The 14,395-nt window shown below is 40.8% G+C and carries 17 protein-coding genes; 15 read left to right on the top strand and 2 right to left on the bottom strand.

Annotation, left to right across the window (positions count from 1 at the left end; translation table 11 throughout):
• Window positions 1-168: 168 nt before the first annotated feature.
• The gene (locus tag ACSSTM_RS01055) at window positions 169-1,431 is read left to right on the top strand and encodes a tetratricopeptide repeat protein (protein WP_034661176.1); all 1,263 of its coding nucleotides are present in this window, start codon (window positions 169-171) and stop codon (window positions 1,429-1,431) included.
• Window positions 1,432-1,457: 26 nt separating this feature from the next.
• Here the strand turns inward: ACSSTM_RS01055 and ACSSTM_RS01060 are convergent, their stop codons facing one another.
• Window positions 1,458-2,390: an alpha/beta hydrolase gene (locus tag ACSSTM_RS01060; protein ID WP_034661174.1), complete on the bottom strand. Its 933-nt coding sequence runs from the start codon at window positions 2,388-2,390 to the stop codon at window positions 1,458-1,460.
• 124 nt (window positions 2,391-2,514) lie between these two features.
• Between ACSSTM_RS01060 and ACSSTM_RS01065 the strand changes: the two genes are divergently transcribed.
• Both ACSSTM_RS01065 and ACSSTM_RS01070 read left to right on the top strand, forming a co-directional pair.
• Window positions 2,515-2,739 carry a YqkE family protein gene (locus ACSSTM_RS01065; protein WP_034661172.1) on the top strand — a complete coding sequence of 75 codons (225 nt, stop codon included), beginning with the start codon at window positions 2,515-2,517 and terminating at the stop codon, window positions 2,737-2,739.
• 322 nt (window positions 2,740-3,061) lie between these two features.
• Complete coding sequence (locus ACSSTM_RS01070) at window positions 3,062-3,346, top strand: LCI fold-containing protein (RefSeq protein ID WP_034661170.1); 285 nt, start codon at window positions 3,062-3,064, stop codon at window positions 3,344-3,346.
• An 86-nt stretch (window positions 3,347-3,432) separates the two neighbouring features.
• Here the strand turns inward: ACSSTM_RS01070 and ACSSTM_RS01075 are convergent, their stop codons facing one another.
• The gene (locus ACSSTM_RS01075; RefSeq protein ID WP_437403959.1) at window positions 3,433-4,356 is read right to left on the bottom strand and encodes an aldo/keto reductase; all 924 of its coding nucleotides are present in this window, start codon (window positions 4,354-4,356) and stop codon (window positions 3,433-3,435) included.
• Window positions 4,357-4,523: 167 nt separating this feature from the next.
• On the opposite strand from ACSSTM_RS01075, the gene ACSSTM_RS01080 reads away from it, so the two are divergent.
• The 12 genes from ACSSTM_RS01080 (at window position 4,524) to ACSSTM_RS01135 (ending at window position 14,278) form a co-directional block, all read left to right on the top strand.
• Complete coding sequence (locus ACSSTM_RS01080) at window positions 4,524-5,081, top strand: NUDIX hydrolase (protein WP_060596775.1); 558 nt, start codon at window positions 4,524-4,526, stop codon at window positions 5,079-5,081.
• Entirely contained in the window at window positions 5,078-6,259 is a 1,182-nt protein-coding gene (locus tag ACSSTM_RS01085; RefSeq protein ID WP_095285358.1) for a TIGR00375 family protein, read from the top strand. Before ACSSTM_RS01080 ends, ACSSTM_RS01085 begins: the two co-directional genes overlap by 4 nt.
• Window positions 6,246-6,698 (top strand): GNAT family N-acetyltransferase, encoded by a 453-nt coding sequence (locus ACSSTM_RS01090; RefSeq protein ID WP_034661163.1) that lies wholly within the window; start codon window positions 6,246-6,248, stop codon window positions 6,696-6,698. Before ACSSTM_RS01085 ends, ACSSTM_RS01090 begins: the two co-directional genes overlap by 14 nt.
• Before the next feature lie 68 nt (window positions 6,699-6,766).
• On the top strand, window positions 6,767-6,988 hold the full coding sequence (locus ACSSTM_RS01095) for a hypothetical protein (protein ID WP_003215884.1): 222 nt from the start codon (window positions 6,767-6,769) through the stop codon (window positions 6,986-6,988).
• Between the two features lie 109 nt (window positions 6,989-7,097).
• Window positions 7,098-8,228 (top strand): S8 family peptidase, encoded by a 1,131-nt coding sequence (locus tag ACSSTM_RS01100; protein ID WP_081311399.1) that lies wholly within the window; start codon window positions 7,098-7,100, stop codon window positions 8,226-8,228.
• 116 nt (window positions 8,229-8,344) lie between these two features.
• Window positions 8,345-8,992 carry a stage II sporulation protein M gene (gene spoIIM / locus ACSSTM_RS01105; protein WP_034661156.1) on the top strand — a complete coding sequence of 216 codons (648 nt, stop codon included), beginning with the start codon at window positions 8,345-8,347 and terminating at the stop codon, window positions 8,990-8,992.
• 118 nt (window positions 8,993-9,110) lie between these two features.
• Window positions 9,111-9,563, top strand: coding sequence for a ferric iron uptake transcriptional regulator (gene fur, locus ACSSTM_RS01110; protein ID WP_003215577.1), 453 nt, complete (start codon window positions 9,111-9,113; stop codon window positions 9,561-9,563).
• A gap of 118 nt (window positions 9,564-9,681) precedes the next feature.
• On the top strand, window positions 9,682-9,909 hold the full coding sequence (locus ACSSTM_RS01115; RefSeq protein ID WP_024428058.1) for a YqzK family protein: 228 nt from the start codon (window positions 9,682-9,684) through the stop codon (window positions 9,907-9,909).
• A gap of 6 nt (window positions 9,910-9,915) precedes the next feature.
• Window positions 9,916-10,806: a site-specific tyrosine recombinase XerD gene (gene xerD / locus ACSSTM_RS01120; protein ID WP_060596771.1), complete on the top strand. Its 891-nt coding sequence runs from the start codon at window positions 9,916-9,918 to the stop codon at window positions 10,804-10,806.
• 151 nt (window positions 10,807-10,957) lie between these two features.
• The gene (deoB, locus tag ACSSTM_RS01125) at window positions 10,958-12,142 is read left to right on the top strand and encodes a phosphopentomutase (protein ID WP_095285356.1); all 1,185 of its coding nucleotides are present in this window, start codon (window positions 10,958-10,960) and stop codon (window positions 12,140-12,142) included.
• Between the two features lie 11 nt (window positions 12,143-12,153).
• Window positions 12,154-12,966 carry a purine-nucleoside phosphorylase gene (locus tag ACSSTM_RS01130; protein WP_095285355.1) on the top strand — a complete coding sequence of 271 codons (813 nt, stop codon included), beginning with the start codon at window positions 12,154-12,156 and terminating at the stop codon, window positions 12,964-12,966.
• A 157-nt stretch (window positions 12,967-13,123) separates the two neighbouring features.
• Window positions 13,124-14,278 (top strand): D-alanyl-D-alanine carboxypeptidase family protein, encoded by a 1,155-nt coding sequence (locus ACSSTM_RS01135; RefSeq protein WP_376745181.1) that lies wholly within the window; start codon window positions 13,124-13,126, stop codon window positions 14,276-14,278.
• Window positions 14,279-14,395: the final 117 nt, after the last annotated feature.

Below are 14,395 nucleotides of genomic sequence, written 5' to 3' on the forward strand. Positions count from 1 at the left end.
TAGAAATGAAAAAACCGTGGTTATAAATGCCGAAAAATAGGCAATGAAAGCGTTTATTGCGGGATACCGAAAACTTTGCGAAAAATGACATTTCATATTTCTTCCATTCGAGGGAATGTGATAGAATACAACATGTATCGTATATGAGAAGGGAGGTGCTAAAGTGAATTGAAGCTCAAGCTGTCATCGCCTCAGGTTGGAATCAAAATAAACGAATGGTATAGGCAGATTTGCGGATTTCATGTCATGAAAGCAGAGAAGCTGAAGGCCGAGATCGAGCAGGAAATTCTGGAGATGGAACAGGATCAAAACTTGTTGCTGTTTTACCAGCTGATGGATTTTCGCCATAAGGTGATGCTTGAATATTTTGAACCGGCAAAGAAAGCCTCAAATGATGAAGAAATTAAGAACCTGCTAGAAACGATCGAACATTCGCAAACGAAATTAACGGACATGCTTGAATACTATGTTCATTTTTTCACAGGAATGTTTGAGTTTGAACAGCAAAACTATTTAAGTGCCATTGCTTATTACCGTTCAGCAGAAAAAAAGCTCAATCTTATATCAGATGATATAGAAAGAGCAGAATTTTACTTTAAATTAGCTGAAATATACTACCACATGAAACAAACCCACTTTTCGATGCACTATGCCTTGCAAGCGTTAGATACGTACTCTGCCTACAGAACGTACACGCTGAGAATCATCCACTGTGAATTTGTCATCGGTGCAAACTATGATGATTTGAAATGCTATGAACATGCATTACCCTACTTTAAAAATGCTCTAAATCGAGCACGCTCAATTGGAAACCCTCGAGTCATAGGTTCGGCCCTTTTCAACTTAGGTAACTGTTATTACCAAATGAACGATCTTGCGGAAGCAAGCCGTTATCTGAAAGACTCTCTTGAAGTGTTTGAAAAGGAGAATTTAACCCATCTTAATCGCTCTCTAGACCCACTATTTATGCTGACCCAAATCCTGTTTAAACAAAAACAAATAGAAGAGTCGTTAACTCTCTATCAACAAGGTATTATGAAAGCCTGTGAATTAGAAGATGAAATTTACATCTGCAAATTTCAGTTCTTAAAAGCATTATACGTTGATGCAGAAATAACGATCATAGACGATACATTAGACCTGCTCGAGGACAAGCGCTTATACCCAGATATTGAGGAATTGGCACTTGATGCGGCTCATTATTACAATGAGCTTGGACTGTATGAAGCATCTACACGGTTTTACGAAAGGAAGATTCAAGCCATATCAAAAATTCAAAATGGGGGTCATTTATATGAAAACGAGTTTGATAGTTCTTTTATTGGCAGCAACTGCAGGATTATCGGTCATGAGTCAGCAGCAATCGGAAGAGAGTCATATGGAGCTGGCGGGCAGACATCATACAACAGTGGTGACTATCGCATAAGTTAGCTCAAAAAGAGGAGACGAACCGCTGTTCATTCTCCTCTTTTATCTTCATTCGATTCAAATTGTTGAAGAAATCCTTGAACTTCTTGTTCATAAGCTGCCTTATTTTCGCTAAAAGACATCGCATGTGCCCCGTGCGGCGCTATAAATAGCTGTTTATCACCTTTTTTTCGAGCATATAGCTGCTGACTCTGCTCGCATGGAATATAGTCATCATGAAGACTATGGATAAAAAGCACAGGTTCTTTCACCTGATCGATCACATCCAGCGGTGAAACTTGCCGAATGCTGTATCCATCCCGCCATTTTAACACTCGATCACTTAGTGGAAGAATCCATTGGCCTGAAAGACGAAAATCTGTTTTTAATCGATAGAGAAGCTGATCCTCAAAAGAAGCAAAAGGACAGTCAGCTATGTAAAAATTGGCGCTTGCTTCCGGCTTTGCAGCATATAACAAAGTCGTGACTGCACCCATTGATTCTCCATGTATGCCGATAATGGCATTTTCCCCGAGTCTTTGTCTGAGCCACTTCACGACCTGCGCTAAATCTTCTTTTTCGTAGTATCCATAACTCGTGGTTTTCCCGCCGCTCATTCCATGTCTTCTATGATCATAAAGCATCACATTCCATCCGAGCTTTTGGAATAATTTCATATACTTAACGGAATTAATCAAACTGACTGTGACGCCATGACAAAGTACGATGGTGCGTGTTGTATGTGGATGTGGGTGCGGCACAAAATAGCCATGAAGATCATAACCAAATGCTGAAGGAATACACACTTTCTCTTTTTTAAGCTGTTGAAACTCTTCGTGATGATAGTGTCCTTCATCTGATTCTCTTTTGATGAGCTCTTCATCTGTTAATTTTCGAATATACATCATTTTATTGGTGAAAAAAATACCGATTGCAGCGAGCGGACATAATATCAAGGCAAGTATAGCGATCCATTTCTTCATCCAGCTGATTCTTCCTTTCCGAAGTTTTTCCTATGACGATCATACCACATGTTGGGAGATTGGCGTGACTCTTGCTCAGCAAATAAAACGGATGATACACTTAGGACAAAAGGAGAGAGGCACGATGAAAAAGACCAATCAAGAACAAGCGAAATTAAAGGACGGTATAAACGAGGATCTCAAACAGCAGCTTCTTCAAATGAAGCAGAACCTTGCCGCCCAGACAGAAAAAAGAGAAGAACAAAAACGACAAGACCTCCTTAGGCAGCAGAAAGAAAAAGAAAAAAATAAAAGCTTCTCCGAGCTGCTAGATGAAAGTCATTTGGACTGGAGAAAATATAAAAGCTAAAAAAAGGGAGCTCTGATGCTCCTTTTTTTCATGTCATCATTGAGATTGATCAACACGAAATGAACTTGTTCAAAACATAGGTGATTTGAGAGCAGACTCTTCTGACTCCTTCGAATTTCACTTCATTTCAGCTTCGTGAAAATATGATTTAAAACTAAATCCCATCACCTATTTTATACGTGATCAAAATAGAAGAAACGGGAGTATTGATTTATTAAAATTCCTTTTTATTACAAATATAGTAATTAAGACCCTTTTAATAGAGGAGCATTCTTCTTATAATGAAGATGAATTGAAAAATTTGGAAATGGAGATGATTCACATGAAATTGAGAAGAACAATGACTGGAGTTGCTTTATCTTTAGGATTGCTTTTACCTGTTTCTGGACAAGCTCTTGCTACAAATGATTCAAAGGAAGCGGATTTTCGTACGTCGGTGACTACAATTGTTGATTGTTCTGTAACTCCTTTTAAAGGTGGAGGTAATCGATTATGTATGCATTCAGATAATGGCGTATTTGCAAATAATTTTCAACGTTTTGGTACTACATTTCACCTTAAAGGCAAAGCCGGAAATTATGCGTATTATGAAAGTGCAAATAGATAAGAGTACAGGGGCTTTTAGCCCCTTCTCATTTTTAATAGAGAAAAACACGATAAAAAAGAGATCACATAAAGCGATCTCTTTTTATGTTATTTAAATCGGTGCGCCTCATACACAGATGGTTTTGTATAGTAAGTCAATGCTTTTACTTCTTGGTCACTTAAAGAACGTGCATTTGCCGCTGCTACATTTTCTTTTAGTTGTTCCACCGAGCTTGCGCCAAATACAACGGAACTGACCGCAGAATGCTTAAGCAAATATTGAATGGACAGCTCTGTGAATGATAGGTCATAAGCGACTTTCTTTAAAGAAGGATTGACCTGCTGGAGCTCGTCAAATGAATATTGAAGATAGCCGTTTTTTTGAATCGCTGCACTTGCTTGCGAAAGTGGTTTTTCAGTTAAAAGCCCTTTTGCTAAAGGTCCTCTTGCGACGACACTAATGCCTTGTTCTTCAAGAAGAGAGAACCATTCCTCTGGACGGCGGTCGAGTAAACTATATTGCATCATCACACTGACGATGTTGGATTTTTTGGCGTATTCTTTAATGACGTTTGGACGGATAGAAGAGATGCCATAATAGCGAATAACGCCTTCTTCCACTAATTCTTCAAAAGCCTCAATCGTCTCATCGATAGGATCATCTATCGTGCCTCCGTGCAGTTGGTATAAATCAATATAATCTGTTTGCAGCCGCTTGAGGCTTTGTTTCACGGCCTTTTTTATGTACGCCTTTGAAGGGTCCCAGTCCCAGCCAGATTTGCCTTTTTCAAAGCGGTTGCCGCCTTTTGTGGCCAAAATCAAATCTTGCCGCCTGTTTTTAATCGCTTCCCCGACAATTTCTTCATTTGTCCCAAAATCATATAAATCGGCTGTATCCAAATAGTTAATTCCATGATCAATAGCCTCATCTAATAAAGAGAGCGCTTTTCCTTTTTCCGTTCCAAGGGACATACATCCTAGTGCTGCCTCGCTCACCAAAAGATCCGAGGTACCAATTCGTCTTTTTTTCAATTCCATCACACTCCTATCCCTTCACATTAAGTGAAAAAAATCTGGAATTCAAGCTAGGTGATTTCAAGTGGCGCATTGAAGCAAGCGTTCGCATTTCGCTTCTCCTAAATCATCTATGTTAAAATGAATGAAGTAAAAAGTGAAAGTAGAACGAGGAGCTGACAAAATTGAAGGACTTTGAAGAAAAAACATTATCGACTAAAGAATTATATAACGGAAAAATCATTGATTTGGTTCTTGAAGATGTAGAATTGCCAAACGGAAAACAAGGCAAACGCGAAATCATCAAACATCCTGGTGCAGTAGCCGTCATTGCTCGTACAGACGAAAATAAAATCATCTTGGTCAAGCAATACCGTAAAGCACTAGAGAGAGCCATCGTTGAAATTCCGGCTGGAAAATTAGAGCCAGGAGAAGAGCCGGCACATACAGCACTGCGAGAATTAGAAGAAGAAACAGGGTACACCACTCAGCAGCTCCAAAAGCTGACGGCCTTTTATACATCACCTGGTTTCGCAGATGAAATCGTCCACATTTATCTTGCAGATCAGCTGGTTCCGCTTGAAGAAAAAAGAGAGCTGGATGAAGATGAATTTGTTGAAGTGATGGAAGTTTCATTAGAAGAAGCCTTGCACCTCATTGAAAAGCAGCACATTTATGATGCAAAAACAGCCTATGCCATTCAGTACTTACAATTGCAAGAGGTACTTAAGTCAACAAAATGAGGGAGTTTTTTGCAGACATCCATATTCATATTGGCAGAACCAGAACAGGCAGAGCTGTTAAAATTACAGGTGCAAGGTCACTGACAATTGACCAAATTCTCATTGAAGCAACGCAAAGTAAAGGGATGGGGATGATTGGTGTGATTGATGCACAATCTCCAGAAGTCCTAGAAGAATTAATAGAGGGTGTAGAGGAAGGCAAGTACACTGAACTAAATGATGGCGGTCTATCATTTGGACAGACCGTGCTGCTTTTAGGCAGTGAATTAGAAATTAACGATGACCATTCAAAAGGTCCAATTCACGTGCTTGCATTTATGCCCACACTTCACAAAATGTCTGAGTTCTCCGCATGGCTCGCGCTTCATATGAAAAATGTGCATTTGAGTTCACAGCGCCTCTATGTTGATGGGAAAACACTTCAGCGCAAGGTCAAGGAGCTAGGAGGCTTGTTTATTCCTGCTCATATTTTCACGCCGCATAAAAGCTTATTTGGCAAAGGAGTCAACACGTCTTTAACGGAAGTATTCGACCCAGACCTCATTGATGCTGTTGAACTAGGACTTAGCTGCGATACGTCAATGGCGTCCCAGATAAGTGAACTGAATCGTTATCCCTTTTTAACGAATTCAGACGCTCATTCTTTAGGGAAAATTGCGCGAGAATATACAAAAATCCGAATGGATCATGCCTCTTTTGCCGAATTCAAACTAGCCCTTGAAGGGAAAGAGGGAAGAGCCATTACAGGAAATTATGGACTCGCTCCGCGGCTTGGGAAGTACTATCATACAACCTGCGAGAAGTGCGGAGTAAGACCTCGCGCGCTAGATCAAGAAAAGTGCCACGCATGCGGACATACCCGGATGACAAAAGGGGTGAGTGAGCGTTTAAAGGAGCTTGCTGACCAAGAAAGTGACAAAGGAACAAGACCTCCTTATGTTCATCAGCTCCCGCTTCAATTTATTCCGGGTGTCGGAGCCAAAACGCTGGAGAAGCTAAAAGCCGTGTTTCACACAGAGATGAATATCCTTCATCAAGCAACAGAACAAGAACTAAAAGCTGTCCTGCCAGAAAAAACAGCCAATTACATCATCAAAGCAAGAAAAGGTGAAGTCGAACTGATCGCTGGCGGGGGCGGAGTGTACGGTAAGGTGGATATCAATCATGAATCAAGTTAACTGGACATGTCAAACGTTTGACCAATTAACAAAAGAGGATCTTTACCTGATTTTAATGGAAAGAGTCAATGTGTTTGTTGTTGAACAAACATGCCCTTACCCTGAAATTGATCACCGGGACCAAGAAGCGCTTCATCTGTCTGCAAAAGAGGACGGCACGATTGTGGCTTATTGCCGAATTTTTCAAAGCGGAATCATGTACGAAGAGGCGTCCATTGGCCGCGTTCTTGTGACGCAGGCAGGCCGAAAAAAAGGCTATGGAAAAATGCTGCTCAGCAAGGCTTTGGAAAAGCTGAGTGAATTAGGTGAAACAAGTGTCAAAATTCAGGCGCAGGCCTACTTGAAGTCGTTTTACGAATCATTTGGTTTTAAGGCCGTTTCAGATTGTTATGATGAAGATGGAATTCCGCATCTTGATATGGTGAAAACAGAAAGATAGGCGTGTATACGTCTATCTTTTTTATGTCACATCGTGTATCATAACGTCAACGAAAGGGGTTTTGCCAAATGGGAAAAAGCAATGCAAAGAAAAAACGAGAACATATTGAAAGGCAGCACAGCCGAAACCCGGAACTGTCGAGAGGAAACATGCCGCACTTTAGCACACATGAAAGAAAGACAAAAACAAAACAAGAAGCCTTGCAGCACATGATGAAAAAACATAAAAGAAGGAATGCTTATGACCACTATCAAGAGGATCATAAGCATTTTTATTTTGCTTTTTTGTGACAACTAGTTCAAATAAATGGAAAAATTTTAAAAAATAGGACAAACGGTCGTTTCTTTTTGTCTGAAAATGTAGTTAAATGATAAAAAGATGAAAGGGAGAGTGAGTATTGTGAACGTCAAGTCAATTGGAGCAAGGCTTTGTATGGCAAGTATGATGCTGGCATCGGTCACGTTCGGCGCCTCACATATTTCTGCAAAGGAGCAAGCAAAAAAAGAGTACATGATCGGCTTTTCTTCTTCCGTTCAAGATCATACACAAAAACAGCTTGTCGAAGAAGCTGGTGGGCATGTAAAAGAATCCATAGAGCAAATAGATATGATGAAAGTTTCCTTGAATGAGGCATCGAAAGAGAAACTGAATCAGGCAAAAGAAGTGACCTTCATTGAGGAGGACCAAAAGGCAAAAACAAGCGGTCAAACGATCCCATATGGCATCAAAAGCATCAAAGCACAAAAGGTACATAAACGGGGATACGCCGGACAGAATGTCAAAGTAGCCGTTCTTGACAGCGGCATCGATGGCAAACATGAAGATTTACATGTCACCGGCGGAGTCAGCTTTGTTCCAACAAAGTCAGATCCGCTTGTTGACCCGCATGAACACGGAACGCATGTGGCAGGCACAATTGCAGCGTTAGATAATAAGGTAGGTGTCGTTGGTGTTGCGCCAAAGGCTTCTATCTATGCGGTCAAGGTGGCAGATGAAAATGGTGACGGCTACTATAGCTGGATCATTAAAGGAATTGAATGGGCCATTGAGAATGACATGGATGTCATCAATATTAGTATGGGAGGAGCAAGTGAATCTGAAGCGCTGAAAGAAGCGGTAGATCGAGCATACGACAAAGGGATTCTCATTGTGGCTTCTGCTGGGAATGCAGGAAGTTATGGCTCTCTCAACACGGTTGACTATCCAGCTAAGTACGCCTCAGTGATGGCGGTTGCCTCTGTTGACGAAAGAAAACAAAGAGCCTTTGATTCATCTGTCGGCGAAGAAGTGGAAGTCTCAGCACCGGGCGTTTCAACGCTCAGCACCATTCCTCATAATGAATATGGCTATAAGAGTGGAACATCCATGGCATCACCGCATGTAGCGGGCGCTGCGGCTGTCATTCTATCAAAACATCCGAATTTGACAAACGATGAAGTGCGCGAGAGACTTTCAAAAACGGCTGCAAAGCTTGGAGATCCTTTTTATTATGGTGCCGGGCTTGTGAACGTACAAAAAGCCGCCCGATAAATGATAAGAGGGAGCAGTGTTTAGGCTGCTTTCTCTTTTTTCTTTCAATAAAACTGTCATGTTTCGTAATCTCTCTCATAGAATCTAGTAACCTTTACTATTTGGGAGGAAGACGCATGCGGAAAAAGTCTTGGAAGGAACATCTTCTTCAGCACGTAAAAGACCATCTATCGATTTATTTGTTTGTCTCTGTACTCTTTTTAATGGGCGTGATCTTTGGGGCCATCATCGTTAATAGTATGACAATTAGTCAGAAAGAGGATTTATTCTATTATTTAAATCAATTTTTTGGTCAGCTGACGAATGAGAAAGCAGCAGAATCAAAAGAAATGTTTTTGCAAAGCTTTTTGCATCATATGAAATATTTAGGTCTTATGTGGATACTAGGAATATCTATCATTGGCCTGCCGCTCATCTTTCTCATGATTTTTTTAAAAGGAATTGTCGTTGGGTTTACAGTTGGTTTTCTAGTAAATCAAATGGGGCTGAGTGGTTTTTTCCTTTCGTTCGTATCGGTTCTTCCGCAAAACATATTGCTTATTCCAGCCTATTTAGTGATTGGTACATGTGCGATTGCGTTTTCCATCCGTCTCATTGGGCAGCTGTTCATGAAAAAAACCATCAGTCAAGCACCTGTTCAGTGGTTCGCCCGGTATGCATCTGTTTTGCTGATGATTTTAGCGCTTGCTGCACTTTCGTCCTTTTTTGAATCTTACGTATCTTTCATGCTCATGAAAAAGCTGGCAGGTGTTCTTTTTTCATAATTTTATAATCGTTATTAAATAATAATCAATTTATTTATCAATTTAAAATGATTATAGTTGGCTCTCAGCACATCATTTGATATAATGATCAAGTAATGTGGCGTAGGAGGGAAAGTCAATGGAAAATCGGATTGATCGAATTAAGAAACAGCTTCATTCTTCCAGCTATAAGCTCACGCCACAGCGTGAAGCAACAGTAAGAGTACTGCTTGAGAATGAAGAAGACCATTTAAGTGCAGAAGATGTATACCTCCTCGTAAAAGAGAAGTCTCCTGAAATTGGTCTTGCTACTGTTTATCGAACGTTAGAATTGCTAACTGAACTGAAAGTTGTTGATAAAATTAACTTTGGAGACGGCGTTTCGCGATATGATCTTCGCAAAGAAGGAGCCGCTCACTTCCATCATCATCTTGTCTGCATGGAATGCGGGACAGTCGATGAGATAGAAGATGATTTATTAGAAGACGTTGAAGAGATTATTGAACGTGACTGGAAATTTAAAATTAAGGATCATAGATTGACATTCCATGGTATTTGCCACCGGTGTCATGATGATGAATCCGGCAAATAATCCGAATTGGAACCTTTTCATTTAAGATGAAGAGGTTTTTTGCATTTTCGCTGTATATTCCTTGTCCCACCTGGCATATGCTGAAGTAATGAGAAGCTTGAGAAAGGACATGAAAATCATGCGAAAATGGCTCAAAACAACAGGTGAAGTGATAAAAGTATTCATCTTGTTCACTGGTTTTACCGTCTTGTTCTATTATGCTATGATATGGATAAATTCAGAATATGAAAGCTACCATCGTTATGATAAACCAGAGGGTGCAGCAATTAAAGTGATGGAAATGGATCAGCCGAATCAAGACAACTGGCAAGACCGATTGATTTATTTTTATCAAAACGGGGAGTAGAAATCATTGAACGATCAATTATCCGACTTTATTCATTTTATGACAGTAGAGAGAGGACTCTCTGAAAATACCATTGTTTCTTATAAACGAGATTTACAGAACTACTTGTCTTTTTTAATGACACATGAGCAGCTGACGGATATCAAAGATGTCACGCGCCTGCATATCATTCATTATTTAAAGCAGCTAAAGGAGGAAGGGAAATCGAGCAAAACGTCAGTGCGGCATCTATCCTCGATCCGTTCCTTCCATCAATTTCTGCTCCGGGAAAAAGTGACAACAGATGATCCGTCATGGAACATTGAAACGCAAAAAACAGAGCGGAAACTACCGAAAGTTCTATCACTAGGGGAAGTCGAAAAGCTGCTTGATACACCAAATCAGCACACTCCCTTTGACTACCGTGACAAAGCGATGCTCGAGCTCTTATATGCAACAGGCATTCGCGTCAGTGAAATGCTGGATCTGACTCTTGCTGATGTTCACCTCACAATGGGCTTTATCCGTTGTTTTGGAAAAGGAAGAAAAGAGCGGATTGTGCCAATTGGTGAAGCTGCTGCAAGTGCGATTGAAGAATATATCGAAAAGGGAAGAAGCAAGCTGTTAAAAAAACAGCCGGCAGATGCCTTATTTCTCAATCATCACGGAAAAAAAATGTCGCGGCAAGGTTTCTGGAAGAATTTGAAAAAAAGAACCATCGAAGCAGGGATTCAAAAGGAACTCACACCCCATACACTCAGGCATTCATTTGCAACACATCTGCTTGAAAACGGTGCAGACCTAAGAGCCGTGCAGGAGATGCTCGGACATGCCGATATCTCAACAACACAAATTTATACACATGTGACGAAAACAAGACTGAAAGATGTGTATCACAAATTCCATCCAAGGGCATAAGTAAAGCATGACACAGTGAACGTGTGTCATGCTTTTTCATGTTTGCGCCGTTTATGGTTGTCAACCGGCTTGTAAACGGTTTATACTTGAGATGTCAGACCTCTCTTTTTGAAAGGTCAAAAGACAAGAATATTGAAGGAGGCGCTTTTTAATGCCTGATTATCAGTATAAACGCATTTTCCTCGTCGTAATGGATTCAGTAGGAATTGGGGAAGCACCCGATGCTGCTGATTTTAATGATGTAGGTGCAGATACACTAGGACATATTGCTGAAAAAATGAACGGGCTTCATATGCCGAATATGGCGAAGCTTGGGCTGAGTCATATTAAAGAAATCAAAGGAATTCCAGCGGATGAAAAACCGCTTGCGTATTATGGAAAAATGCAAGAAGCATCAAATGGTAAAGACACAATGACAGGACACTGGGAAATAATGGGTCTTTACATAGACACACCGTTCAAAGTCTTTCCAGACGGATTCCCAGATGAACTATTAAATGAACTAAAAGAAAAAACAGGCAGAGGCATTATTGGAAATAAACCTGCGTCTGGTACTGAAATTTTAGACGAGCTTGGCGAAGAGCACATGAAAACAGGCGATCTAATCGTCTATACATCTGCGGATTCTGTGCTGCAAATTGCTGCGCACGAAGAAGTGGTGCCATTAGATGAACTTTACCGTATTTGTGAAATTGCACGTGAACTCACATTAGATGAAAAATATATGGTTGGACGCATTATCGCTCGCCCGTTTGTCGGGGAGCCTGGCGCATTTGTCAGAACACCAAACCGTCACGACTATGCTTTAAAACCATTTGACCGTACAGTCATGAATGAGCTGAAAGATGATGGGCTCGATGTGATTGCGATCGGCAAAATCTCTGATATTTATGATGGTGAAGGAATCACATCTTCTCTTAGAACAAAATCGAACATGGATGGAATGGACAAGCTGGTCGATACACTTAAAACAGACTTTACAGGACTCAGCTTTTTAAACCTTGTTGATTTTGACGCTCTTTACGGACATAGAAGAGACCCAGAGGGCTACGGAAAAGCACTAGAGGAATTTGACGCACGACTTCCTGAAGTGTTTGACCTGTTGAAAGAGGATGATCTCCTTGTGATCACAGCAGATCATGGAAATGACCCGGTTCATCACGGAACAGATCATACAAGAGAATACGTTCCGCTCATTGCTTACAGCAAAAAGCATCAGGGAGCAAATGAACTGCCAACAGCAAAAACCTTTGCTGATCTTGGAGCAACAGTCGCAGACAATTTCAAGTCAACGATGCCAAAATACGGCACAAGCTTTTTATCTAAACTCAAATAGGGGGAAATCTCGTGGGAGCACAGTTTTCAGAAGCGGCGGCATACATTAAACAAGCATCGACAAACGTACCAACAGTTGGATTGATCTTAGGTTCAGGGCTTGGCATTTTAGCAGATGAGATTGAAAATCCAATCAAATTGAAATATGAAGATATTCCTGGATTCCCTGTTTCAACAGTAGAGGGTCATGCAGGACAGCTCGTCATCGGGACGCTGAAAGGCACTGTCGTATGTGCTATGCAAGGACGTTTTCACTTCTATGAAGGATATGATATGAAGCAAGTGACGTTTCCAGTCCGTGTGATGAAAGAAATTGGCATTGAGACATGCATTGTGACAAATGCAGCCGGCGGTGTGAATACATCCTTCCATCCAGGCGATCTCATGCTGATTACAGATCATATCAATATGATGGGGACCAATCCATTAATTGGACCAAATGACAGTCAAGGTGTTCGTTTCCCTGATATGTCTGCCCCATACGATAAAGGTTTGCTGGCACTTGCAGAAGAAACAGCTCAGCGCTTAGGTATATCTGTACAGCATGGTGTTTATGCAGGGATGACAGGTCCTTCATATGAAACTCCGGCTGAAGTTCGTTTCCTCAGAACACTTGGAGCAGATGCTGTAGGCATGTCAACTGTTCCAGAGGTGATTGTTGCGCGTCATGCAGGAATCAAAGTGCTTGGTATTTCATGCATTTCTAATGCGGCATCAGGTATTTTAGATCAGCCGCTGTCCCATGATGAAGTCATTGAAGTAACGGAAAAAGTGAAAGCGAGTTTCCTTGATTTAGTAAAAGATGTAGTCAAACAACTCTCATAGCATGTTTCAAGAAGCCTTCTGTTTTATCGACAGAAGGTTTTTTTATGGCAATCATACGATCTCTGAATAAAACAGCCTGTATGAGGAAAAAATAGAAAGGATTACGATAATGGAGGTCTGCCACTTGAAACGTCATATATGTGCATTGTTTATTTTAATGATCCTTATCTCAATGGTTTCACCATCAGCGATAGCAAAAGAAAAGATTGAAAAACCAGGAGAAAAACAAACATCAGAATTGGTGCACGAAGCCAAATCAGCGATCTTAATAGAACGTGACACGGGAAAAGTGCTTTACAACAAAAACAGCGATGAAAAGCTTGCACCCGCAAGTATGACCAAAATCATGACGATGCTTCTCATCATGGAAGCCATTGATCAAGGAAAACTGAAAATGACTGATAAGGTTAGAACAAGTGATTATGCAGCATCAATGGGAGGGTCACAAATCTTCCTTGAACCTGGAGAAGAAATGACCGTGAAAGAAATGCTGAAAGGCATTGCGATTGCGTCAGGAAATGATGCTTCAGTTGCCATGGCAGAGCATATTGCAGGGTCTGAAGAACAGTTTGTGGAGCAAATGAACAAAAAAGCAAAAGAACTCGGCCTCACCTCTACGGTCTTTCAAAACCCAACAGGACTTCCTGAAAAAGACCATTACAGTACAGCTCATGATATGGCAAAAATGGCAAAAGAGCTGTTGAAATATGAACAAATCACTAAATTCACAGGGGTCTACGAAGACTATCTCCGTCAAAACACGGATAAAAAATTCTGGCTTGTGAATACGAACCGATTGATTAAATTTTATCCAGGTGTCGATGGGTTGAAAACAGGTTTTACAGGCGAAGCCAAATACTGTTTAACTGCATCCGCTAAAAAAGGCAACATGCGCGTGATTGCAGTTGTCTTCGGCGCAAGTACACCGAAAGACAGAAACGCTCAAGTGGTCAAAATGTTAGACTATGCATTTAGTCAATACACCACTCACCCGCTTTACAAACGAGGACAAGACGTAGCGGAGATCAAGGTAAGCAAAGGGAAAAAGAAAAAAATTCAGCTTGTCACCTCTGAGCCAATCTCCCTTTTAACGAAAAAAGGCGAAAATGTGGATCAGATTAAAAAAGAAATCAAATTGTCTCAGGATGTCACGGCCCCATTCTCAAAAGGAACGGAACTAGGTACAATTGTCTTGAAAAAAGACGGAAAAGTGCTGCATGAAAGCCCTGTAGAAGCTAAAGAAGGAATGGAAAAAGCAGGCGTTTGGACTTTCTTGAAACGAGCGATGGCGGAATTTGTGAAATGGAAATAAAAAAATGTGAAAGGCTGCTGTAATTGGCAGTCTTTTTGCTATGAGTAAGAAGAAAAGAACATCTAAATGTGACGAATGGTCACTAGTTTTGTCATGGTGAAGGATTTACTTGATAAA

The organism is Bacillus sp. RK1064, from assembly GCF_051488405.1.
Classification (GTDB): domain Bacteria; phylum Bacillota; class Bacilli; order Bacillales; family Bacillaceae; genus Bacillus.

Coding starts and splice junctions, on each gene's coding strand:
- ACSSTM_RS01060 (WP_034661174.1), bottom strand. CDS start 2,390: ATGAAGAAATGGATCGCTATACTTGCCTTGATATTATGTCCGCTCGCT.
- ACSSTM_RS01135 (WP_376745181.1), top strand. CDS start 13,124: ATGATCCTTATCTCAATGGTTTCACCATCAGCGATAGCAAAAGAAAAG.
- ACSSTM_RS01070 (WP_034661170.1), top strand. CDS start 3,062: ATGAAATTGAGAAGAACAATGACTGGAGTTGCTTTATCTTTAGGATTG.
- deoB (WP_095285356.1), top strand. CDS start 10,958: ATGCCTGATTATCAGTATAAACGCATTTTCCTCGTCGTAATGGATTCA.
- ACSSTM_RS01065 (WP_034661172.1), top strand. CDS start 2,515: ATGAAAAAGACCAATCAAGAACAAGCGAAATTAAAGGACGGTATAAAC.
- ACSSTM_RS01115 (WP_024428058.1), top strand. CDS start 9,682: ATGCGAAAATGGCTCAAAACAACAGGTGAAGTGATAAAAGTATTCATC.
- ACSSTM_RS01095 (WP_003215884.1), top strand. CDS start 6,767: ATGGGAAAAAGCAATGCAAAGAAAAAACGAGAACATATTGAAAGGCAG.
- ACSSTM_RS01090 (WP_034661163.1), top strand. CDS start 6,246: ATGAATCAAGTTAACTGGACATGTCAAACGTTTGACCAATTAACAAAA.
- ACSSTM_RS01085 (WP_095285358.1), top strand. CDS start 5,078: ATGAGGGAGTTTTTTGCAGACATCCATATTCATATTGGCAGAACCAGA.
- fur (WP_003215577.1), top strand. CDS start 9,111: ATGGAAAATCGGATTGATCGAATTAAGAAACAGCTTCATTCTTCCAGC.
- spoIIM (WP_034661156.1), top strand. CDS start 8,345: ATGCGGAAAAAGTCTTGGAAGGAACATCTTCTTCAGCACGTAAAAGAC.